The organism is Microseira sp. BLCC-F43, assembly GCF_041929235.1.
Lineage (GTDB): Bacteria > Cyanobacteriota > Cyanobacteriia > Cyanobacteriales > Aerosakkonemataceae > Microseira.
Genome location: NZ_JBHFNP010000281.1, coordinates 55,869 through 78,119, shown reverse-complemented (window position 1 = coordinate 78,119; position 22,251 = coordinate 55,869). Strand labels below are relative to the sequence as shown.

17 protein-coding genes and 1 pseudogene are annotated in these 22,251 nt (G+C 44.8%); 5 read left to right on the top strand and 13 right to left on the bottom strand.

The features are described 5' to 3' along the window. Window positions 1-1,122 carry a hypothetical protein gene (locus ACE1CM_RS37445; protein WP_374884015.1) on the top strand — a complete coding sequence of 374 codons (1,122 nt, stop codon included), beginning with the start codon at window positions 1-3 and terminating at the stop codon, window positions 1,120-1,122. Window positions 1,123-1,318: 196 nt separating this feature from the next. On the opposite strand, the gene ACE1CM_RS37440 is transcribed toward ACE1CM_RS37445, so the two are convergent. Beyond that, window positions 1,319-1,942: a DUF3611 family protein gene (locus ACE1CM_RS37440; RefSeq protein WP_374884014.1), complete on the bottom strand. Its 624-nt coding sequence runs from the start codon at window positions 1,940-1,942 to the stop codon at window positions 1,319-1,321. A 181-nt stretch (window positions 1,943-2,123) separates the two neighbouring features. On the opposite strand from ACE1CM_RS37440, the gene ACE1CM_RS37435 reads away from it, so the two are divergent. Further along, window positions 2,124-2,966 carry a DUF2382 domain-containing protein gene (locus ACE1CM_RS37435; protein WP_374884013.1) on the top strand — a complete coding sequence of 281 codons (843 nt, stop codon included), beginning with the start codon at window positions 2,124-2,126 and terminating at the stop codon, window positions 2,964-2,966. A 49-nt stretch (window positions 2,967-3,015) separates the two neighbouring features. Beyond that, window positions 3,016-3,144, top strand: a complete 129-nt coding sequence (locus ACE1CM_RS37430) for a hypothetical protein (RefSeq protein ID WP_374884012.1) — start codon at window positions 3,016-3,018, stop codon at window positions 3,142-3,144. 414 nt (window positions 3,145-3,558) lie between these two features. Here ACE1CM_RS37430 and ACE1CM_RS37425 read toward each other — a convergent pair whose 3' ends face one another. The 5 genes and pseudogenes from ACE1CM_RS37425 to ACE1CM_RS37405 all read right to left on the bottom strand — a co-directional run bounded on the left by ACE1CM_RS37425 (window position 3,559) and on the right by ACE1CM_RS37405 (window position 10,231). After that, on the bottom strand, window positions 3,559-5,865 hold the full coding sequence (locus ACE1CM_RS37425; RefSeq protein ID WP_374884097.1) for a calcium-binding protein: 2,307 nt from the start codon (window positions 5,863-5,865) through the stop codon (window positions 3,559-3,561). Next, window positions 5,826-5,996: a hypothetical protein gene (locus tag ACE1CM_RS37420; protein ID WP_374884096.1), complete on the bottom strand. Its 171-nt coding sequence runs from the start codon at window positions 5,994-5,996 to the stop codon at window positions 5,826-5,828. Before ACE1CM_RS37420 ends, ACE1CM_RS37425 begins: the two co-directional genes overlap by 40 nt. Next, a pseudogene (locus tag ACE1CM_RS37415) lies at window positions 5,979-6,167 on the bottom strand (calcium-binding protein); the annotation flags it as partial. The gene ACE1CM_RS37420 and the pseudogene ACE1CM_RS37415, both read right to left, overlap by 18 nt. An 18-nt stretch (window positions 6,168-6,185) precedes the next feature. Continuing rightward, the gene (locus ACE1CM_RS37410; protein WP_374884095.1) at window positions 6,186-6,668 is read right to left on the bottom strand and encodes a calcium-binding protein; all 483 of its coding nucleotides are present in this window, start codon (window positions 6,666-6,668) and stop codon (window positions 6,186-6,188) included. Beyond that, complete coding sequence (locus ACE1CM_RS37405) at window positions 6,641-10,231, bottom strand: calcium-binding protein (protein ID WP_374884011.1); 3,591 nt, start codon at window positions 10,229-10,231, stop codon at window positions 6,641-6,643. The genes ACE1CM_RS37410 and ACE1CM_RS37405 overlap by 28 nt, the downstream gene beginning before the upstream one ends. Window positions 10,232-10,384: 153 nt before the next feature. Here ACE1CM_RS37405 and ACE1CM_RS37400 point away from each other — a divergent pair, with 153 nt between their 5' ends. Further along, complete coding sequence (locus ACE1CM_RS37400; protein ID WP_374884010.1) at window positions 10,385-10,564, top strand: hypothetical protein; 180 nt, start codon at window positions 10,385-10,387, stop codon at window positions 10,562-10,564. A 181-nt stretch (window positions 10,565-10,745) separates the two neighbouring features. Then, a complete protein-coding gene (locus ACE1CM_RS37395; RefSeq protein ID WP_374884009.1) occupies window positions 10,746-11,213 on the top strand; it encodes a DUF2690 domain-containing protein in 468 nt (155 codons plus the stop codon). A gap of 40 nt (window positions 11,214-11,253) precedes the next feature. On the opposite strand, the gene ACE1CM_RS37390 is transcribed toward ACE1CM_RS37395, so the two are convergent. The 7 genes from ACE1CM_RS37390 to ACE1CM_RS37360 form a co-directional block, all read right to left on the bottom strand. Further along, window positions 11,254-13,494, bottom strand: a complete 2,241-nt coding sequence (locus ACE1CM_RS37390; RefSeq protein ID WP_374884008.1) for a chemotaxis protein CheA — start codon at window positions 13,492-13,494, stop codon at window positions 11,254-11,256. Window positions 13,495-13,608: 114 nt separating this feature from the next. Then, the gene (locus ACE1CM_RS37385; RefSeq protein ID WP_374884007.1) at window positions 13,609-16,242 is read right to left on the bottom strand and encodes a GAF domain-containing protein; all 2,634 of its coding nucleotides are present in this window, start codon (window positions 16,240-16,242) and stop codon (window positions 13,609-13,611) included. Window positions 16,243-16,431: 189 nt separating this feature from the next. Next, a complete protein-coding gene (gene eboE / locus ACE1CM_RS37380; protein ID WP_374884006.1) occupies window positions 16,432-17,652 on the bottom strand; it encodes a metabolite traffic protein EboE in 1,221 nt (406 codons plus the stop codon). Between the two features lie 139 nt (window positions 17,653-17,791). Next, a complete protein-coding gene (locus tag ACE1CM_RS37375; protein WP_374884005.1) occupies window positions 17,792-18,988 on the bottom strand; it encodes a 3-dehydroquinate synthase in 1,197 nt (398 codons plus the stop codon). 168 nt (window positions 18,989-19,156) lie between these two features. Next, a complete protein-coding gene (gene tyrA, locus ACE1CM_RS37370; RefSeq protein WP_374884004.1) occupies window positions 19,157-20,014 on the bottom strand; it encodes a bifunctional chorismate mutase/prephenate dehydrogenase in 858 nt (285 codons plus the stop codon). 228 nt (window positions 20,015-20,242) lie between these two features. Continuing rightward, complete coding sequence (gene eboC / locus ACE1CM_RS37365) at window positions 20,243-21,160, bottom strand: UbiA-like protein EboC (RefSeq protein ID WP_374884003.1); 918 nt, start codon at window positions 21,158-21,160, stop codon at window positions 20,243-20,245. Window positions 21,161-21,327: 167 nt separating this feature from the next. After that, complete coding sequence (locus ACE1CM_RS37360) at window positions 21,328-22,251, bottom strand: TatD family hydrolase (RefSeq protein WP_374884002.1); 924 nt, start codon at window positions 22,249-22,251, stop codon at window positions 21,328-21,330.

Here is a 22,251-nt window from a genome sequence, read left to right as displayed (position 1 = left end):
ATGAATCACCAATCAAATCCACAAAAAGAAACTAATTCACCGCAAAAGTCTGGTTTTTTAGATTTCATTGCCGAGACAACAGAATCTGCACTAAACGCAGGCAAAGCGGTTGTTGACACAGCTGTTGATTTGGGGGAAGCTGCTGCTAAACAAACCTATAGATTGATTGAACAAGCAACGCAAGGAACCGGACAAGCGGTAACTTACGTCGGCAATCTTCCCTTAGTCAAACGAGTCGCTGGCGTACTCAGGCTAGACTGGTTAGTTGGGGTAAGCGATCGCGTCGATTTAGCCAAAGCCGAAGCTCAAGTCAAGGAACTGCAACAAAAGTATCCCAACGAATATCCCAGCGAAATTGCCCATCGCATCATGGTGCAAAAAGCGATCCAAGCGGGTGGTGTCGGACTTGCCAGCAGCATTTTACCCGGTGTAGCGGCGGCACTGCTGGCGATCGATTTAGCCGCAACTACGGCGATTCAAACCGAAATGGTTTATGAAATTGCGGCTGCTTATGGGATGGATTTGCAAGATACAGCCCGAAAAGGCGAAGTTTTGGCAATTTTTGGGCTAGCGCTGGGTGGTAGCAACGCCATGAGATCGGGTTTGGGCTTTTTACGCAACGTACCGCTGGCTGGCGCGATGATTGGTGCGAGTACGAATGCGACGATGCTGTACGCGCTGGGATATGCGGCGCGGGAGTTTTACGAAGCCAAAGTGAGAGAAGATACCGCACAACCTAAAACCGAAACGCTGCAAGCGATTCAGCAACAAAGCGAGCAATATCTCGATGTTGCGATCGCACAACAAGCGGTGATGGATCAAATTATGGTTCACACGATTTTGGCAAGTTATCCCAACAAAAACTGGGAAGATATCTTGCCAGAATTGAAGGCATTGCAAATAAATCCCGATTCTCTCAACAAGATTGCTGCTAACATCAAATCCCCCGAACCATTGGATGCATTGTTAGAGCAACTCAACCCCGACTTTGCCGTACCGCTATTAGCTCAATGCCGTCGCATTGCCGAAAGTAGCGGCGAAATTTCCGAACCAGAACAGTGGGTGCTGGATGCGATCTCGCAAAAACTCAACCGTCAAGATATGGCTGCAATATCTGCTTGAAATAAATTATTGGTGCGTTACGCTTCCCTAACGCACCCTACTTAAATTCGCCAAAAAATCAGACTCTAATTATAATATCGTTGACCTTTGCATCGGAATTACTCTGCGCCGGGGCTTTTCTTGTAATTAGCAATTAGCAATTAGCAATTAGCAAGAAAGCTAATCATTCCGATGCAACCGGATTTGATATAACCAATTAACCGGACTGCTGATTATCCAACCAGTTATAAAGTCCCAAGGAAGCTACCGTACCGACAAAGTTAGCAGCAATGCCATTCATATTCGCCATTGCGACAAAAATATCGAGGGATCTAATAAATCGAGCGGGGTTGTAAATTGCCACACCTTGAGGTTGGGAAATCGATTTTGATAGTAGCACGCCTAGGGTTGCCCCACCTCCCAAGATTGTGAGTAACATTCCCACCAAACCGACAATGACACCCAAGCGCAGAACTCGCATTACCTCTGTTTTTTTCGGATGCAAAATGTGGTTGGGATTGCGAAGCCTTCTGGCAAAACGAGTTTGACGAAAAGCCAAATAAGCACCAAACAAAAGCGCTAAAATTCCGCAAAATGCCCAAAAAACACCAATGCCAAGTCCTGGTGTTGTTCCCCCACCCGAATTAACTACACCCGTTTCCGGTGCAGGGGTGACGGCTTGATTAAAATTACGACCAGAGATTGCCAACACCAACATTAAGGAAGAAGCAGCCGCTAACGCAATTTGTAGCCACAAAGCAATCCATCCTACCAAGCGTAAAATCATCGCAACTCTTTCTCGCTTGTACTCAGCCTTGCGTGTCTCTGGCTCGGTTTGCATAGAAATTTTCCGCAGTTTGTAGTGAATTACATTACGTCCTCACAATAGCGGCATTTTTTTAGCGTTACGACTTCCTAGAGAAATAATGTTTCTCTTTCCAATTACTTATTTCAATGGAAGGATGATGAATTTTTCCAGATGATTAGCATGGGAAGTAATGGTAGAAATGGAGCTAAAGAAGATGACGCTGGTTAAAATTGGAGACTTCTATCAAGACTATGCTCAAGATACCTCGGATGCAGAGGATATCAAGAAGTTTTCTGTTTATGCCCAGGGCGATGAAAAAGTGGGTTCGGTTGACGATATTTTAGTCGATGAGCAAACTGGACGATTCCGCTATTTTGTTGTAGATACGGGATTCTGGGTTTTTGGCAAGAAAGTTTTGCTGCCTGTTGGTATGGGTCGTCTTGATTACACCGATCGGCGGGTGTATGTCAGTGGTCTGACCAAAGAGCAAGTAGAAAATTTGCCTGACTTCAATGACTTAGAAAAAGTGGATTACGACTATGAAGAGCAGGTGCGCGGCGTATACCGTCCAATGACTGCTACAGATACCGTAACTCAACCGCAAACTCAAACTTACGATCGCAACACATACAACTACGAACAAGAGCCTTCTTTGTATAATGTGAACGATCGCGATACTCAAACTTTGCGATTATACGAAGAACGTTTGATTGCCAACAAAGAACGTCACAAAGCTGCGGAAGTTGCCATCGGTAAGCGCGTAGAAACAGAAACTGCTCGCGTTGCAGTCCCCGTGGAAAAAGAGCGCGTGGTTATCGAACGCACAACCCCCACGGATGTTTCACCAATCGATGCCGGTAACGCCGATTTCCGTGAAGGCGACGTTATTCGCATGGATATTTACGAAGAAACTCCCGATATCCATAAAGAAACGGTTGTGCGGGAAGAAGTGCGAGTCAGGAAAGTTGCAGAACAAGATACAGTCACCGCTGAAGAAACCCTGCGGCGCGAAGAATTAGATATCGACACTCAAGGTCGTCCAATTGTGGAGAAGTAATATCAAATCCGGTTGCATCGGAATTATTAGCTTTTTGGGGAATTGCTAATTGCTAATTGGGAATTGGGAATTGGGAATTGGGAATTGGGAATTGGGAATTGGGAATTGGGAATTGGTAATTGCCCCTACAGGTCGTAATTCCGATGCAACCAGAAACGATATAACTCTAGGTGATTGAGTTTGTTTCTGATTTTGCATCAGCTATGCCAGGACTTACGCAAAGAAACTTTGGTGATACCAAAAATCGTTGGTTTGGCAACCAGAGATATGCCGACCGCACGCGCAAGGGACGATGGTCTCACCTTTGTTTCTTTTCTCGTCGTGCGTCAGTCCTGTATGCCTTAAAACGGCGGGTGAAAGTTCTTGTTTCAAGAAAGCTTCCCCGCCGTTTGGTTGTAGGGAATTGTGAGAAAATTTGATCGCCAGCACAAAGTTTTTCTTTAGCCTTAGTCCCTACTAATGATTCATATCAAATCCGTTTGCATCTAAATTACTAATCTCTCTTCTCTTCCTCTGCGTCCTCTGCGCCTCTGCGGTTTATTCATCCAGGCACAAACGGAAACGATATCAGATGCAACCGGAATCCATAGTCCTACATCAAGGTAAAATTAGCGCTGGTAATACTATTGGCGCTAATTCCGTCTAATGACGCTAATAGTTCGTCGGTGTCTTTAAGGCTAATCAAAGTATTGTTAACATTGCTACCCGTACCTTGGCTAATTTTGAGGTCTTCAAAGGTGAGATTGGTTAATCCGAACATATCTACACCAGTATTGAAGCGGTAAATCGTATCGACGCCGAAGCTGGGAGTAAGTATAAAAGTATCCAAGCCACTACCAGCGTACAGAGAATCGCGACCCATACCGCCGTTGATGATGTCGTCGCCTGCGATCGCCTCTACCCAGTCATCCCCCTCTCCACCATCAATCCAGTCGTTACCAGCACCGGCGTTAATGATGTCGTTGCCTGCATTACCGAGAATATAATCGTTGCCGGACATGCCGGTAAGCGTGTCAAATCCGTCACCACCTTCTAAGTAGTCGTTGCCAGCGCCAGCATCGATCAGGTCATCGCCTTCTTGACCGTATAATTGGTCGTTGCCTTCCCCTGCGGTAATTTGGTCGTCGCCTAATCCCCCTTCAATGTAGTCGTCGCCGATACCTGCATCGAGGATATCGTTGCCGGATCTGCCGTAAAGTTGGTCATTTACGATACCAGCATTGATGCGGTCATTACCTTCGCCGCCTTCGAGGAGGTCATCGCCTGCGCCGCCGGAAATGCTGTCGCTGCCTGCATTACCGTAAATTTGGTCGTTGCCATCGCCGCCGGATAGATTATCGATGCCTTCGCCGCCTTCGAGGTAGTCGTTGCCACCAGTACCGTCGAGGAAGTCGTCGCCAGAGTTGCCGTAAATTTGGTCGTTGTTGAATCCGCCGATGAGGGTATCGCTATCGTCGCCGCCTTCGAGGTAGTCGTTGCCGCTGCCGCCGTCGAGGGAGTCGCTGCCTTGTTGTCCGAAGAGGAAGTCGTTGCCATCGCCGCCGGATAGGATGTCGTTGCCGTTACCGCCGTCGAGTTGGTCGTTTCCGGCAAGTCCAGCAAGGTTATCGTTACCGTCGCCGCCATCGAGGATATCGTCACCGACGCCGCCGGAGAGAATGTCGTTGCCTGCTTTGCCGAAAAGTTGGTCATCGCCAACTCCACCATCGAGGGTATCGTTGCCGCTACCGCCGTCGAGGATGTCGTTGCCTTCAAAACCGAAAAGTTTGTCGTTGTTTTCGTTTCCTTCTAGGAAGTCATCGCCTTTGCCGCCGTCGAGGTAGTCGTCGCCGGTTTTTCCGGTGAGGGTATCGTTGCCGTCGCCGCCTTTGAGTTGATCGCTGCCAGAACCACCATCGAGGATATCATCGCCTGCGTCACCGGAGATGCGATCGCTTCCCTCATGACCATACAATTCATCATCGCCTTCGCCGCCTTCAATTAAATCATCGCCTGCATTGCCTTCTATTAGATCGCTGCCAGCTTGACCATATAATTGATCGTTGCCTTCACCCCCGATAATTTGATCGTTGCCGCTACCGCCTTCAATGTTATCGAAACCTTCTTTTCCGAATAAGATATCGGCATCTTCACCACCGGAAATATTGTCGTTGCCAACTCCACCATCGATGGTATCTCGTCCTACGCGACCATATAAGAAATCGTTGCCTTCGTTACCTGCGAGAGAATCATTGTTTTCTCCACCATCGAGGAGGTCGTTACCTTTACCGCCGACTAGGATATCGTTATCGCCTTGACCATAAATTCGGTCATTGCCATCGCCGCCGGATAGACTATCTTCGCCGATTCCTCCTTCTAAATAGTCGTCGCCGCTGTCGCCAGCGAGGATATCTTTTCCGGCATTGCCGTAAAGTTGATCGTTACCTTCGCCTCCTTTTAATTCATCATCGCCTTCTCCCCCTTCTAAATAATCGTTGCCGATATCGCCAGCGAGGATATCTTTTCCAGCATTGCCATAAAGTTGATCGTTACCTTCGCCGCCGGAGATAGTATCATCGCCTTCTCCGGCATCGAGAAAGTCGATACCGCTGCCACCATTTAAGATATCGTTGCCTGCAATGCCTTCAAGTCGGTCATTGCCTTCGCCGCCGGATAAACTATCGTTACCTTCGCCGCCGTCGAGATAGTCATCGCCTGCTTTTCCTAATAATTCATCGTTGCCTTCGTTGCCGAAGATGCGGTCATTGCCGTTACCGCCATCGAGGATATCATCTCCTTCTTGTCCATATAATTGATCGATGCCATCGCCGCCGGATAAACTATCGTTGCCGCTGCCGCCTTCGAGATAGTCATCGCCGCCTAATCCGAAAAGTTGGTCGTTGCCTTCATTGCCGAAAATGCGTTCGCGTAGCGTGCGGTCGGCATATCGCTTCCTTCTCCTCCATCTAATATGTCATTGCCTGCCTGTCCGAATAATTGATCGTTGCCTTCGCCACCGGATAAACTATCTTTGCCTTCTCCACCTTCCAGGTAGTCATTGCCGGAGAAACCTAAAAGCGAGTCGTCGCCTTCTGCACCAAAAATACTGTCCTTGCCTGCGCCGCCATCGAGGATATCGTCTCCAAGTTCTCCTAACAGCAGGTCATCGTTATCGCCGCCAGATAAACTATCGTTTCCTCCTCCACCAGCAAGATAGTCATCGCCAGCTTTACCTAATAATTAGTCGTTGCCTTCGCCGCCGGATAAACTATCGTTGCCGTTACCGGCATCGAGGATATCGTTACCCGTTTGACCGAGAAGGTTATCGTCTCCATCTCCGGCATCTAAACTATCGTCGCCAGCGCCACCATCGAGGTAGTCATCTCCTGCTTGACCGAAAAGTTCATCATTATTATTGCCGCCGAAGATGGTATCTTTACCTTCGCCGCCGGAAAGGATATCTTCTCCTGCAAGTCCTGCAAGTTTATCGTCGCCTTCTGCACCAGATAAACTATCGTTGCCGTTACCGCCATCAAGGATATCGTCGCCTGCTTGTCCAAAAATTTGGTCGTCGTTGTCGCCGCCAAAAACAGTATCGTTGCCGTTACCGCCAGCGAGGATATCTTCTCCAGTTTGTCCGAAGAGTTGGTCGTTATCTTCACCGCCGTCGAGAGTATCGCTACCTTCTTCACCATCTAAATAGTCGTTGCCAGAGTTGCCGATAAGTTCATCTTCGCCTTGATTGCCGAAAATGCGTTCGCGTAGCGTGCGGTCGGCATATCGCTTCCCATTCCTCCTTCTAAATAATCGTCGTCTCCTTGTCCGTAAAGAGAGTCGTCGCCTGCACCAGCAATCAGACTATCCTTCCCTTCCCCACCAGCAAGATAGTCATCGCCAGCTTCTCCTAACAGCAAGTCATCATTCTCTCCACCCCAAAGTTTATCGTTGCCTTCTCCGGCAATGAGGGTATCGTTTCCTGCTTGTCCGCTGAGTAAGTCGTTGCCTTCTCCAGCATTTAATAAGTCATTATCGTCGCCACCATCGAGACTATCGTTACCCGTCCCGCCGGATAAGAAGTCTTCGCCTTCATCGCCGTACAATTCATCGTTGTCAGCTTCGCCGTAAACGCTATCATTTCCTGTACCGCCAGAGATAAAGTCGTTTCCAGCACCTCCGAATAAGGTATCTATCCCCGCTTCGCCGTAGATAATATCGTTGCCTTTGCCACTATCTCCGGCGACGAAATCATCACCTTCTCCCGCATAAATTTCGTCGTCGCCATCGCCGCCGCGAATATAGTCTTTGCCTGCATCGCCGTTGATTAAATCTTTGCCTTCATTGCCATACAGGGAGTCATTTCCAAAACCACCGGAGATATTGTCGTTGCCTTTTTCGCCGTAAAGTTTGTCGTCGCCGCCGCCACCTTTGAGTACATCATCGCCACTATCGGCGGTGATGATGTTGGCATTGTCGTCGCCGATAATTTCGTCGTTGAAACGGGAACCGATGACGTTTTCAATCGTGGAGATATTGTCCTTGCCTTCAACGGGGAAGATAATATCGTTGCCACCCCATCCATCGATGGCGCGTCCGGTTTCTAAGTTGACTTTGACACCATTTGGATCGCGGCGATAACTGAGGATGTCATCTCCATCTCCGCCGTCAAATTTATCGTTCCCGGCGTTACCGATGAGGAGGTCGTTACCTGCAAAAGCTTGGATGTAGTTATCTTTGCTGTTGCCAATTAAGATATCGTCGAAAGGAGTGCCATCGATATCTTCTAAGTTTTTCAGGATATCGGTGGTGCCGAAACCATCTTTACCCGTCCCGCTGTTAATTTGGAAGTTGGGTTCGAGGTTAAGATAGTATTCAATGGGGTTGACATCGGTGACGAAAAGTGATTCGTGTTGAGAGCGATCGCTTTCATATCCCTTGCTTTCATCGATGTTGATGATTACGCCATTGGGAGAGTCAAAATAGTTAACTTTATCGACGCCTTCACCGCCATCAATCAAGTCATCTCCCGCTTCTCCAATTAAGAAGTCATCGCCAGCATCGCCATAAAGTTCATCGCCGGTATTGCCATTGAGGGAGTCTTTACCATTCTGACCTTTGAGAATATCGTCGCCTTCGTTACCTCCTAAAAAGTCATTGCCATCGCCACCTTCTAACAAGTCGTTGCCGATGTTTCCAAATAAAAGGTCGTTACCTGCTTTGCCGTAGATTTTATCATCGCCACCGCGACCGAAAAGCGTATCAAAACCTGCGCCGCCATCGAGGGTATCGTTATCTGCGCCGCCGTCGAGGTAGTCATTTTGGTCGCCGCCGTATAATTTATCGCGTCCGATGCCGCCGTATAATTCATCGGCATCAATTCCGCCATCTAAAAGGTCATCGCCTGCGTTGCCAGAAAGTAAATCGTTTCCTGCTTGTCCGTAGAGTTTATCGAAACCTTTTCCACCTTCGAGGTAGTCGTCATTATCGCCACCTTCTAAGGTGTCGTTGCCGTCATTTCCGTAGAGAGAATCATCGCCTGCTTTGCCGTAAAGTTGGTCGTTACCAGTACCTCCATCAAGTAAGTCTTCTCCACTGCCACCATCTAGGACATCATCGCCAATTTGACCGTAAAGTTTGTCGTTATCTTCATTACCTTGAAGTGAATCGTCACCGTCACCACCTTCGAGGATGTCATCGCCTTTTCCACCTAGTAAGGTGTCGTCGTTTTCTTCTCCTCTTAAGTCGTCGTTTCCTTCTTCGCCATAAAGTTTGTCGAATCCTTTACCGCCGTATAAACTATCGTTTTCGCTACCGCCGTAAAGGGTATCGTCGCCTTTTTCTCCGCGCAGGTCATCTTCGCCTTGTTCGCCGCGTAATTCGTCGTTATCATCGCCGCCGAAAAGGAAATCTTTTCCTAGTCCACCATAAAGGGAGTCGTTGCCTTTTTCTCCCCTCAAGTCATCGTTTCCTTCTTCACCTCTTAAGTCGTCGTTATCGTCGCCACCGTAAGCGGTGTCGTTATCAAGACCGCCGTAAAATGTGTCCTTTCCTTTCTGTCCCCAAAATGTATCGTTTCCAGCTTGACCGTAGAAGGTATCGTCGTAGTCACTTCCGGTCATTGTGTCATCGCCAGGTGACCCGCTGATGATTTCGATATTGCCAAGAATGTCTACATTCCCAAAGCCATCTTGAACTTCAAAAATATCAGAATCAGCAAATTTCTTGGCTTGTACATTAATGCCATTGGGACTAGAGGAATAATCAGCGGTGTCGTTACCTTCTCCACCGTCTAAAACATCGTAACCTTTGCCGCCTATTAACTTGTCATTTCCACCATTTCCCCGCAAAACATCATTTCTTGCATCACCATCGATTGTATTGTCCGCATCACCTCCTTCAATCCAATCATCATGTTCTTTTGTTCCATTTATCATTGAATCATTGCTGATTTGTATTCCTTGGGAAAAGTAATATCCTTTCGGTTGCAATTCGTGTACAAATGTCTCGAAACTGCTTTGAAGACCGTTATCATCCTTTAAGTAGCGAGTTTCAAGATTATGACCATCTAAAAGTTCCCAAGGCTGGATCAAAGTACCTTGGGTTCCAGCTAATAGTTCATAGATTCTGTGGTGTTCTTGCTGAAGAATATCTACAACAGGTCTTACCACATCCTTTATCAGATCTTTTCCCGCCAGGAAAGCAAAGAGTTCTACCAACTGTAGTGGGACGCCTATAGGGATACCCAGTGTGCCTAGCCCCAATAATCCCGTAGTTACGTTAACTACAAGTTCTTCCTTTGTATCAGCTACATCGGGCTGAAAGTAAATAATAGGGTCATCAACATTTTTGATATTGGCGCCCTTGTAAGTACCCATTCCACCAGATAAAATATCATTTATACCTCCGGCGGAAGCATAATCTGTTGGTGAACCAAGAGCTATAACTCTGACACGGTTAGGATTAGGTTGGATAACCCGTAATCCACCTTCTACAAATAGATTACCTTGGGAATGTGGTGCAAAAATCACAGAGTTTCCTCGATTATTATTAAGCCACTTTTGAACTACTTGATCTGATCCCGTCCAATTTTGATTTGTGGTATTACTGGCAGATACATCATCAGAGTAAATTTGCCAAAGAGCTTCGCTAAGATCGCGAACCACTGGTTCGGCAAAAGCCTTTACAATTCCGCCTGCTACTGCTTTAACGAGCGCTGGTACAGTCAAAACTCCTCCAGTAGCCGCTGTAATTACAAGACTTGTTGCGAGACTTTGAGCTACAGATTGCACAATCTCTTGTGCATTTGGAGGAAATTTTGATTCATTCTGCTGTCCATCAAGTTCACCTCTAGAGACCGCTATCTCTCGCCTTCAGTGGTTTACGTTGAACTGAGATATTCCAGACGTTGCAATGCTACTTGGGTCAAAACTAGGGGAGAACTTTTGCCAAGAACCGATTACCTCGAAGACAGACAAGGAAAAAAATATCCCGAATCTCCCGTTATCAATAAATTGCAGGAATATTACGGCGATATGGGGCCTGGAGATATTGAAATTAGAGCTTGCACCCACTTCCAAGGTGGTCAGCCAAGATGCACAAATTTTGTCAAACCATACCTTTAATTGGTTGTCACAATTTTTTTAGTTTAATGTATTAATATATTGATTCAATAAGCTTGATTAAAATTGCTTGCCGATGATAGAAAAATAGGTAAATAAATAAAGGCGAAGGTAAAATAATTCCTCTGAATGGGGAATCCGATAGTTTGTGCAATCAAGCGATCGCATCGGAGTGGATCTTCTTATGATTATCTCAAAAAGGGTGCAAAAGTTACGGGGAAACCAAGGTTTTACATTGTTTGAACTTTTAGTGGTAATTATTCTGATTGGAATTCTTTCAGCTATTGCCATACCAACTTACTCAGCAATCATCGCAAAAATTAGGCCATTATGTTGGAGAGAATCCTGTAGCAATCGCGATCCAAAAGACCAAAAATGCGACAAAGATGGTAGAACAATTGATATAAGTTTATTACCAACTGGTCATAATATTGAACTGAGATACTCAGGTCGATGCAATGCGGCTTGGGCTAGGTCAACAGTACCCGCTGGTGCAACAATTTATGTGGAAGATTTTCGCGGTAATAAATACGGTCTATACACAATTCCAGTTGACAATTTTAGCCAACATTACGGCGACATGGGGCCAGGTCATACCCTTAAAGCTTGTGTCAAATATCCAAATGGTGAAGTAACTTGTACGGGTAACTGACCGATAATTAGCACCTAAAAATCATGCATTGGTTAACCAATCAGATAGGATGAGTCTGGATGGGTTTGTGTTGCTGAAGCCACCCAGCTAACTCTGTCCCATCTATTACAGGAACCAAATTTCCGTTCCCCAAAATTGTACAGCCATAAAGGTAAGGCGGCGGAGCGATCGCATCACCAAATGGTTTAATTGCTAAATCTTGTTCGATTAAAATGCGGTCAATTTTCAGAGCAATTATTTGATTTTTTCCTGAAATTAACAGTAAGAAAGCTTTTCCAGCTTCTTGCCAAGGACAGGAACCTTTATATTGCTTTTTTTCAGGTGGCGTACAAGGATAGCTATAAGCAGATGGTAAAAAATGAGAGTATACGGGAACGATTTGTCCCTGGTAAGAATAATACTGCTGTTCACCATCGGTGATGATTTGTGGTTCTGTAACGGCAGCGATCGCAACTAAACTATCGACAGGAATTGCCAGAATCTTCGCGTCAACGCCAAATACCAATAGCTTGGTAATCGTCAAGGTAAAAGGCAAGCGCAGAGTAAATTTTGTTCCTTTTTCCCGACAAGAAGTGACGCTAATGTCTCCTTTTAAACCATTGACTTGAAGCCGCACCACTTCCAAGCCAACGCCGCGTCCGGAAAGTTCGCTTACTTTCGCAGCGGTGGAAAAACCGGGTGCAAATAGATACTCATACAAGCGGTTTTTGGGTAATGTTTCTGCTTCAGAGGAAGACAGCCAATTTAATGCGATCGCGCGACGAACTATTTTTTCTTCGTCTATTCCTTGACCATCATCTTGCAATTCAATATAAGTATAATTTCCCCGATGATAAGCGCGGATAGTAATCGTACCTGTGGCAGATTTACCATTAGCTTGCCGCACTGAGGGCGTCTCGATGCCGTGATCCACGGCGTTGCGTACCAGATGAATTAATGGGTCATAAAGCTTCTCTAAAATTGCTTTGTCTATTAAAGTATTCATTCCCACTAGCTGAAGGTTGATTTGCTTGTGGTTTTTAACAGCCAAGTCTCGTACCATCCGAGAAAACCGATTTAACAAGTTTCCGATCGGCAGCATTCGAGCATGTAACAGGTTCGTTTGCAATTGCTTCAGGGTTTGTTGTCTTTTTTTGATAATTTGTTGTACTTGCTGCTGAGCAACAATAATATCTTGTAGCGCTGCTTGTAGATGTGCAATTTCTTCGGCTACTGTATGTTCTAAAGCAATGGGTAATTGGCGATGCTTTGCCGCTCCTCTGCTCAAATAGTTGCGAGTCAGTTTATTTAACCGATTTAATCTTTGCGATATTGTTTCAACGATTTCTTTTTGTTGTTGTTGTTGCAAAATAAAACTGCTTTCTTGAGTAACTAAATCTCCCACTAAATTGTTGAGAAGTTCCAATCGTTCTAAATCTACTCGCACTCCCAACTTAGGATTTGGTTCTTTTTCTGCTTCAGGTGGAACGTTTTCATTGACATTTGTCGCATTTTGTGATGCACATTTTGCCAAATTAACTAACTCACTGCAAGGTTTTATATTGGGCGATCGCGAGCCAGCTAAAACTGCGGTTTGAATGGCTCGAAAGTCTTTGGCGGCAAGTTTTCCGATGGTTTTAACTGCTTGTGGATTGATTTGCAAAGCGGAAATGGTAGTTTGAGCGATCGCGACAAAACTAGGAAGGTTTAAAAATTGTCCAATACTGGCAAAAACTTCCGCCTGAATTTTTAATTTTTCTACTAATTCTGGCATCTGAGGATTGCTTAACAACATTTCCCAGCATTCCAATCCCCGCGCCACGTCTTCAGCGAACAAAACCTGTGCGATATCCTCATCTGTTTCCGCTGCTTTTGACTCGGTTTCTTCTGCTAAGTTCGCTCCGAGGTTAGCCTCTATTTGAGCGCATATTTGTTTTAATTTTTCATGGTCAGCATCGGTGTCGCATTCACCCGTTTGAATTTGAGCTAGTAGGGGCGATCGCAGGGAATCGTAAGCTTGCAGCAACAATTCTTCTAACTCTTGGTCAACTTCAATATTTTCTTGATATAAAACTTTAAATGTATTCTCCAAGTGATGGGCTAATGTTTGAATTCCAGTTAAGCCAACACAAGCTGAACCACCTTTAATCGAATGGGCAATTCGCATCAGGCTATGTATTTTATTGATACTATGTTCCTGCCGTAAGGTTAGTATTCCTGACTCAAGGCATTGTAGCAAGTCTAAACTTTCTTGAACAAAAAAATTGTAATTTTCGTCATCGATATCGAGTTTGGGCATCATTATATTTGGTAATTGCTAATTGGTAATTGGTGATTGGTAATTGGTGATTGGTGATTGGTAATTGGTAATTTAAATAGGGGTTTTTGACTCCTATTACCCATTACCCATTAACCATTACCGAATTTTGAATTGCGCCACGCTTTCTTGCAGTTCATTAGCTACTTTTAATAGTTTAGTAAAAGACTCAGCAACAGCTTGGGATTGTTCAGAAGTTTGGTTAGCAATTGTGGCGACTTCCTGTATGGTTTGAGTCAAGTCTAAAGATGTCTGCATTTGAGAAGTTGCAGCTTGAGCCATTTCTTCTACGAGGATGCGAATTTGGGCGCTAACTGCGGCGATTGAGTTGAGTTTAGCTCTGGCTGTTTTCACCACGTTAGTGCCGGTACTAAGCTGATTCATTCCAACTTCCATTGCTGTCACAACTTCATTAGTTTCTATTTGAATTTCTTCTACAATTTGTTCTATTTCTTTAGTGGCGACGGCTGATTCTTCGGCGAGGGTACGCACTTCTGCGGCTACAACGGCAAATCCTTCGCCTTCGATACCGGCTCCTTTGGCTTCTATTGATGCATTTAAAGCTAAAATATTGGTTTGATTTGCTAAGTCTTTGATTAAGCTACTTGCTCTAGAGATTTTTTGCGAAGATTGGCCTAAACATTTGACTTTAAAAGCCGTTTCTTCAAAGGTTTTTTCGATGGCTAAAATTCCGGCAACGGTTTTGTTCATGGCTTTGTCACCGACTTGTAAAGTTTGATTGGCTTCCTGTACTTTTAGCGCCGCTTGTTGAGCGCTGGAGGCAACATTTTGGATAGAATTTGCCATGACTTGAATTTGTTGGAGGGTAGCAGCGATCGCTTCTGATTGTCGCTGCGCTTCGTCGGAAAGTCTTTTCACATCAATTTCGCTCACTTTGGCAGTTTGGGATACAGCATCGGCGGCTGATTGCACTTGCAAAACAATTTGCTGCAAGTTTTCAATTAGAGCGTTAAAAAAGTCAGCGATGGTGGCAATTTCCCCGCCTGTAAGCTCAGCTCTCACGGTTAAGTCGCCTCGAAATGCCCCTTGAATCTGTTGCAGAAATCTTTCCAATTGTGCTTGCAGCGCTTCTTTTTGTTGGCGTTGTTCAATCGAAACTGCTTCGGCAACTGTGCGAGCTTCTTCTAATTGTTTGATAAAGCTAACGTGAGCAAAGGCATATTCAATATGAATCGCCACCTGCACAAAAAAGTCGATTTCTGACTGCTTCCAATTGCGAGGTTGGGAACATTGATGAGCGATTAATAAACCAACTAATTGATTGTCTTTCCGTAGCGGTACTATGAGATTGGCTTTGACTTCAAATTGTTCCAAAGTCAGAATGTGACAATCGCTTAATCCCGGTTCTTTGTAAATATCGTTGATCGCTCTGACGCGCCCATTTTGGTACTGCTGAACATAGCGATCGCGAAAACAAGGGTCATCAATTCTTTCGTGGATAGCTCTTGTCCAACCAGCGGTGACTGATTCAGCAGCAACAGTACCGCTCCAATCTGGATTAAAACGATAAGCAATAACCCGATCGACATTGAGAACTTTACGAATTCCAGAAAGTGCCGTACTCAAAAGTTCTTGGCAGTTTGCTGCTTGACGTGCTTTCCAAGCAATGTCACCTAATAAGCGTTCTCGTTTGGCGGCAGCTTGCAGTTGTTGGATAAAACTTATATGGTCAAGTGCGTATTCGATATGAGTGGCTAATTGAACGAAAAAATCGATTTCCGATTGCTGCCAAACTCGCGGATCGCTACATTGATGGGCGATGAGTAAACCCATCAATTGATTGCCTTGTTTCATCGGTGCGATTAGATTGGCTTTGACTTCAAATTGTTCCAAAGTCAGAATGTGACAATCGTTTAATCCCGGTTCGTTGTAAATATCGTTGATCGCTCTCACGCGCCCGTTTTGGTATTGCTCAATATAATTCATCCGAAAACAAGGATCGTCGATTGTTTCGTCCATAGATCTTGTCCAACCGGGGGCAACAGATTCGGCAACAATAGTGCCGCTCCAGTCAGAATTGAAGCGATAAATGATAACGCGATCGACATTAAGTACTCGTCGAACTCCCGCCATAATTTTGTTACTAAAATCTTGTATGTCTGTTGCTTGACGCGCTCTCCAAGCGATGTTACTTAATAATCTATCTTGTCTAGCAACGGCTTCTTTTTCTGCTAAGAGAATCTGAAGTTGATCTGCTAGCTGGTTAATGCTAGTACCTAAAATGCCAAATTCATCTTCAGTTTCAACTTTGATGCGCGTATCGAGTTTACCTCCTTCTAAATGTTTGACGGCGGTGGCGATGCTTAGGATGGGGCGAATGAGATATTGAACTAGAAAAATCGCGATCGCAATCTCTACAACCACGGATAACGCTGTGCCTATTACTACACCAGTAATCCCCGAAATATAAGTAGTAATACCAAGGATCGCGCCCGGTAACACAGCGATTGCGATCGCGCAGATAATTGCTTTATTCTTCAAACTCAGGCGTTCCCACCATGCCGTTTTTGGGGTTTCCTTTGGCGGTTGATCGGAGTTTGACGCCATTTTAGCTTGCGATCGCTCTTGGGCAAAAGGTTCGGCATTTTGTGCCACGGGTGAAAGAGGCGCATTTGCCCCATTGATTCGCTCTGAAGAAGTAGAGACAATCAGCTTGGGTTGCTTTTGAAAACCGTTGTTGCTGTTGGTAGTTTTGCCATCTCTCTGCGTCATCTTCAAAACCTGGTTGCAGAAGGGTTATTTAAACGCTGTCTATTAGCAAAAGGTAAATAAAGCCATTTTGGTATAAAAATACCAAATAAACATCTACCTACGGTTATAAATAAAATCCCCCTTTTGGTTAATTTCATAACCCTAGGGTGCGTTAGCCGAGAGTACGGCACCAACCCGACTAACAAACAACTACTTAATCAAAAGCAAAACCCACTCATACTCCCGCTGGATAGAGGCTAACAAATCCATTTTCATTTCCGGCGGCAAGACATCCCAGGTGTAAGTTTCAATTTCCAAATGTTCGCAAGCATTGTTTTTCCCAAGCAGATCTAAAACTTCTATGATGTCGTCTTGCGTAGAATGCAAGAGTTGGTAATCGCGGATAAAAATTGGCACGTGAAAGTGAATGCGCCACTCTTGGGCATCTACCCGTTCGAGGTAGGGTAATGCTGTTACCAAATCGGGATAATGATGCAAAGTTCCGTCAACGCGACGCTCGATAACTTGGTGCAAATAAGTAGACTCGGCAAAAGGACGCAACCGTTCAATAATTAAACTTCGCTGCTGCAAATCCTGGGGTATCATCACCCGCAGCGCCGCACTAATTTGAATCTTGCCAATTTGAATTCCTGCCGCTTGAAACCGCTTAAAAACTAATAGCGGATCTTCGTATTCCACTGCAAAATGGCAGGTATCGTAACAAACGCGAATGTGTTCGAGCAATCGCTGTTCGGCTAATTCTTGGGAAATCCCCAAACCTTTGGCTAAAAATGCACCACCGATGGGTAATAACCTGTTTTGAAAAAAATCAATTACTTCGGTCGAATTTTCAATCAAGCCATCGGGTTCTGGCTCTAAATCTACGTGCAGCAGTTTCCCCGTCTGTTCCCGAATGCGTGCCATTTCTGCCGCTACTAAAGCTAGGTGAATGGTGCTGCTGTGTAGTGTTGATTCCCAAGTGGATTTATCTTCTTTAAACCAAGGCTTATAGGATAGTGGCAGTGTAGAAATACCGCCGTCCATGCCTTCTGGTAACAGAAATGCCAAAATTTTTACTAACCGTAATGTATAGTCTAGGCGTTCCCTTTTGCTCCAATCCGGTGCATAAACTTGGTCTTTTACTACCTGATGATGAAAGCCACCGTAAGGAAATCCATTCAATGTAAATACGTAAAATTTTTGCTGAAACAGCCAATTTTTAAACTCGATCAAAGCGTCTTTTTCTAACAGTTGCCTTGCTGCTACATCTGCTAACCGCAACCCAATGCCAAAAGGTTTGTCTGGTGCTAGCTGTGTTTTGAGATTGGGAACGTATTTTACTAAATTAGCAAAGACTTGTTGCCATTCTTCGCCGGGGTGAATGTTTGTACAATAGGTTAATTGAAAATTGCTATTTGTTGCAAGTCTCATAATATGGTAATTGCTAATTGCTAATTGCTAATTGCTAATTGGTTGACTGTATGCTAACAAGCGATAGGGGGCGGGTTTATGAAAATTGTTGATTATTGCTACATATGGTTGGTAAAACCCGCCCCTACGCAACTGGTAATTAAGCCAATTCGCGCAGAATAGAAATGGCTTGCACGTACAAGAAAATGTTGACTTCGTGAACTTCAATTCCTTGTCCAATGCGTTGGAGTAGCATCAAAGTTAATTCTCCTCCCAAGTGTTCCCGAAATTCAGTTAACCCCCGAAATAAACAACGGGGATTTCCCGGTTGATGTTGCTCTCCCATTTCGGGTACGTATAGGGTAAAGCCTAATGCTTTTAGGGTATTTAATATCTGCTGACAATCCTGCCACGAAAGTAATCCAGCTAGGTAAGAATAGGTGCTATCGAGCGCAATTCCGATCGCGACTGCTTCACCGTGACGCAGGCGGTAGTCTGTTAAATATTCTAGTCGATGTGCCGCCCAATGACCGAAATCTAAAGGACGTGACGAACCCATTTCAAACGGATCGCCGCTTGTGGCAATATGCTGTAGGTGTAACTGGGCGCAGCGATAGATTATCTGTTGCATGATCTGGGGATTCCGATGAGTAACCCCACGCACATTTTTTTGAATAAACTCAAATAATTTCCGCTCTTTAATCAGTGCAACTTTGATAGCTTCTGCTACACCAGAACGCCAATCGCGGTCATCCAAAGTAGTCAAAAAATCAAAGTCGTTTAAGACAGCATAAGGCGGCGAAAACGTGCCTAAAAAGTTCTTTTTACCAAAAGCATTGATGCCATTTTTCACGCCGACTCCCGAATCATTTTGAGCCAAAACGGTTGTAGGAATGCGGATTAATCGAATTCCTCGGTGAGCGGTTGCTGCGGCATATCCGACTATATCTAATACGGCTCCACCGCCAATTGCTAACACATAAGAATGACGGCACAATCCTGCTTGCTCGATGGTTAAATGAATTTTTTCTAACAGCTTGGGGTCGTTTTTAGCTGCTTCTCCAGCCGGAGCGATCGCAACTTCTCCCACCAGCGTTATCACATCTTGATATTTCTGCGCGTAAGTTGTAATTTCCTCTATCAATCTGTGATTATGCCGCAACAATCCTGCATCCACAATAACAATGCAACGACGGGGAAGTGCTTCTTTATTTGCTGCAATTACTTGCGCTAACAAAGGATTATCTAATTGAAACAAACCCGTGGTAAAATGAACGTCATAACGAAAATTGACGGTAACAGATTGGTGGATGGGTTGCAGATTGAAAGTGGTTTTTTGCTGAATGCTGAGAGTCATAATTTTGTTGGGTAATTAAAAGCGATCGCGTGAAAGTATTTCAAACAGGACTGACGCAAAGAAACCGGGTTTCTCTGAAAAATCGTTGGTTTGAGAACTAAAGATTTACGAAGAAACCCGGTTTCTGATCTCATCGCGCCTAAATCCTGTCAACTTTAAATCTGAAATCTAAAATCTAAAATTTGAAATAAACTCTTGGGCTTTTTCAAACTCTTGAATTAAACCAGATCTGTCTTTTTGTTCTACTAGCTGTGCCAAACGACTGTAGGTACTTGCCAAGCGTGCGATCGCGTGACATCTTTCTTCAGTTGCCAGCATAATTTCGACACATAACTGAGGATTTTGGGCAAACAAACGCTTGACAATATCTATCTCTTGTTGATAATTAGGAGTTGACAGCAACAAACTCCGGTTTAAATCAACTTGTTCCTGTGCCACAAACGCACCCAAACTAAACCGAGAAAAATGCTGCGTTGCTTGAACAAACACCATGAGGCGGTCATGTTCTTCAGGCGTACAGACAATTATATTACCTCCCAAAATTCTAATCCAATCTAATAACCATTCAAAAGTTTCATCATTTCTGCCCGGACAAACGACAAATTTTTGTTGATCAAACGATTCTACCTTTGGCCCAAACATTGGATGCAAACCAATTACCGGCCCTTGGTGATATTCCAGCATTGCTTGTAATGGCTGAGTTTTAATACTGGTAATATCAGCCAAAGCTGTAGTTGGCGACAAGTATTTAGAGGCAAGCTTAATAATATCAATCGTGCGTTCAATCGGAACGGAAACTAATACTAAATCTGCCCGACTTAGCAATGTATCGGCATCATCCCAGCCCTTGCTTCCGAGAATGCTAACGTTATGACCAGCCGCCGATAATTGCTGCACGAATAATTGTCCCATTCTACCGCTTCCACCGATAATGGTAATGTTTTTTGGTCTTTCATTACTATCAGATGAAGCATCGGCGGTCAACGCGGGAATAGAACTTTTTACCCCATTGTCTAAAAGCTGCATAGAAGTCACCCAAATTAATTGTAAGGATATGCGATCGCGATCCCCCCCAACCCCCCTTGCTAAGGGGGGCAATCGATCCCCCCCAACCCCCCTTGCTAAGGGGGGCAATCGATCCCCCCAACCCCCCTTGCTAAGGGGGGCTTTCCTGAAGAGTTAACTCGATGGTTGGATATGCCAGCAAAGGGGGCTTGTTCCCCCCTTGGCAAGGGGGGTTAGGGGGGATCGTCTTTAAGTCACAGCAAACATTTGCGCCAACTTTATTGAAATTGGCAACAAACTCAAAACTAACAATCCATAAGGCCAATTCGCGAAACCAGCAGCAACAGTTGCATCCAAAACAATCAGCGACAATACACCCGCCTTAACTGCCATGCGAATTTGCTCTGAACTCGGTTCGCGGACGGCTTTTAAAAAAGGAGGCAACACGCGTCCAACAAATAAAATAACGAACGGCAAAGCCACAATAATTTCATATTTTTCTAGCATCCCCAGCGCCAAAATTCCGCCTATGACTGCGCCAATCAGCAGCAGCGATAGCACTCCCGTACTTGTTTTTCCTCCATGTACTTCTCCCCTACTAATCGCAGTAATAGCAGCAATGTAGGCAATAGGAATTAAAGCCAGAAACCAACGTTCCTGTACCATTACAGGTACGGCACTAACGCCGATTAATAAGTTACCACCGCGACAAATGCCCATGTTAATCGGGCCAAAAATTGGATGGTGCTTGCACAAGGAATCGTATAACAAAGCAGCCAAAGCAACGCTAGCAGCTAAAATGCCGCTTAACAACGAAACTTGCAAAGCTGCTACTACACCAATAACTAACAGCAAACTTCCAAGCTTGATGGCATTTTGGCGAGATGCTCGACCGCTGGGAATGGGTCTTTCCGGTCGCTCTTTTGCATCGAGTTCGGCATCAAATACATCGTTAAAAACAACGCCGCCTCCGTAAAGACCCGTGGTCGCTAATAATAACCAAGCAAGTGTCGCTAAATTGGCAGAATTTGCCTGTCCTTCTACCACTTGATTCAGGGAAACGACCGCCCCCGAAGCTGCAAAGCCAATTAAAATATCTGCCCAAGCAGTAACGATATTGGCTGGTCGCATTAGCTGTAGATAAGGCCACAAACGGTTGAGATTCATTGTAAGTCTCCTTTTTTGCTAATTGCTAATTGCTTGCTAATTGCTTGCTAATTGCTCTTAAATTTAGGGTGTGTTAGATGAGAGTACGGCACCAACAAGGGTAGCTGATTGCTAATTTTTCTTTGCCATTAGCCATTAGCTATTAGCAATTAGCCATTAGCCATTAGCTATTCAATCAATGCAAAATCGCGGGTAGATTCTACCAGTGGCGACTGTCCTCGTAACACAGAATTTCCGTTATAAAGCTGGCGCTGGTCAACAGGATTTATTTCTAACCAGTCGGATTCTTTCATTTGACCGCTTTGGCTATATGCTGTTAGAGCATTTTCGTAACAAACGGCTTGCACCTGTGCTTTTGGAATGCCCATTTCTAACATCAACTGGGCGGTTTTAGGCACGGCTAGAGGGTCGCTGATTCCCCAATCTGCACTGCTGTCAACGATAATGCGCTCGCACCCATATTGCCGTACAATCTCCACCATCCTGGCATTCCCCATTTTTGTCTGAGGATAAATCGTAAAAGCCGCCCAAAAACCTCGATTTAATACCTCTTCAACTGTTTCCTCATTGTTATGGTCGATAATAACGCGCGACGGATCTAAACCATGTTCGATACACACATCCATGCTGCGCGATGTCCCCGCCTTTTTGTTGCGATGTGGGGTATGAATTAACACCAAAGTATCTAATTCTTTGGCTAATTCAAGCTGTAAGCGGAAATATTTATCCTCGATTGGTGTCATATCGTCGTAGCCAATTTCACCAATCGCCACCACCCCTTCTTTACAAGCATAAAGCGGCAGTAATTCCATCACTTCTTCTGCCAATGCCTCATTATTGGCTTCTTTGGGATTTAACCCAATCGTGCAATAGTGTTGGATGCCAAATTGACTGGATCGAAACCTTTCCCACCCGACAATGCTGCTAAAGTAATCTTTGAAACTTCCAGCATTTGTGCGAAGTTGCCCTAACCAAAAAGATGGCTCAATCACCGCAACAATGCCATACTCTCTCATGACCAAGTAATCGTAAGTCGTGCGAGAGGTCATGTGAATGTGAGGATCGATAAATTTCATGTTGTTGCTAAACAT

Coding starts and splice junctions, on each gene's coding strand:
- ACE1CM_RS37445 (WP_374884015.1), top strand. CDS start 1: ATGAATCACCAATCAAATCCACAAAAAGAAACTAATTCACCGCAAAAG.
- ACE1CM_RS37440 (WP_374884014.1), bottom strand. CDS start 1,942: ATGCAAACCGAGCCAGAGACACGCAAGGCTGAGTACAAGCGAGAAAGA.
- ACE1CM_RS37435 (WP_374884013.1), top strand. CDS start 2,124: ATGACGCTGGTTAAAATTGGAGACTTCTATCAAGACTATGCTCAAGAT.
- ACE1CM_RS37395 (WP_374884009.1), top strand. CDS start 10,746: ATGATTATCTCAAAAAGGGTGCAAAAGTTACGGGGAAACCAAGGTTTT.
- ACE1CM_RS37390 (WP_374884008.1), bottom strand. CDS start 13,494: ATGATGCCCAAACTCGATATCGATGACGAAAATTACAATTTTTTTGTT.
- ACE1CM_RS37385 (WP_374884007.1), bottom strand. CDS start 16,242: ATGACGCAGAGAGATGGCAAAACTACCAACAGCAACAACGGTTTTCAA.
- eboE (WP_374884006.1), bottom strand. CDS start 17,652: ATGAGACTTGCAACAAATAGCAATTTTCAATTAACCTATTGTACAAAC.
- ACE1CM_RS37375 (WP_374884005.1), bottom strand. CDS start 18,988: ATGACTCTCAGCATTCAGCAAAAAACCACTTTCAATCTGCAACCCATC.
- tyrA (WP_374884004.1), bottom strand. CDS start 20,014: ATGCAGCTTTTAGACAATGGGGTAAAAAGTTCTATTCCCGCGTTGACC.
- eboC (WP_374884003.1), bottom strand. CDS start 21,160: ATGAATCTCAACCGTTTGTGGCCTTATCTACAGCTAATGCGACCAGCC.
- ACE1CM_RS37360 (WP_374884002.1), bottom strand. CDS start 22,251: ATGTTTAGCAACAACATGAAATTTATCGATCCTCACATTCACATGACC.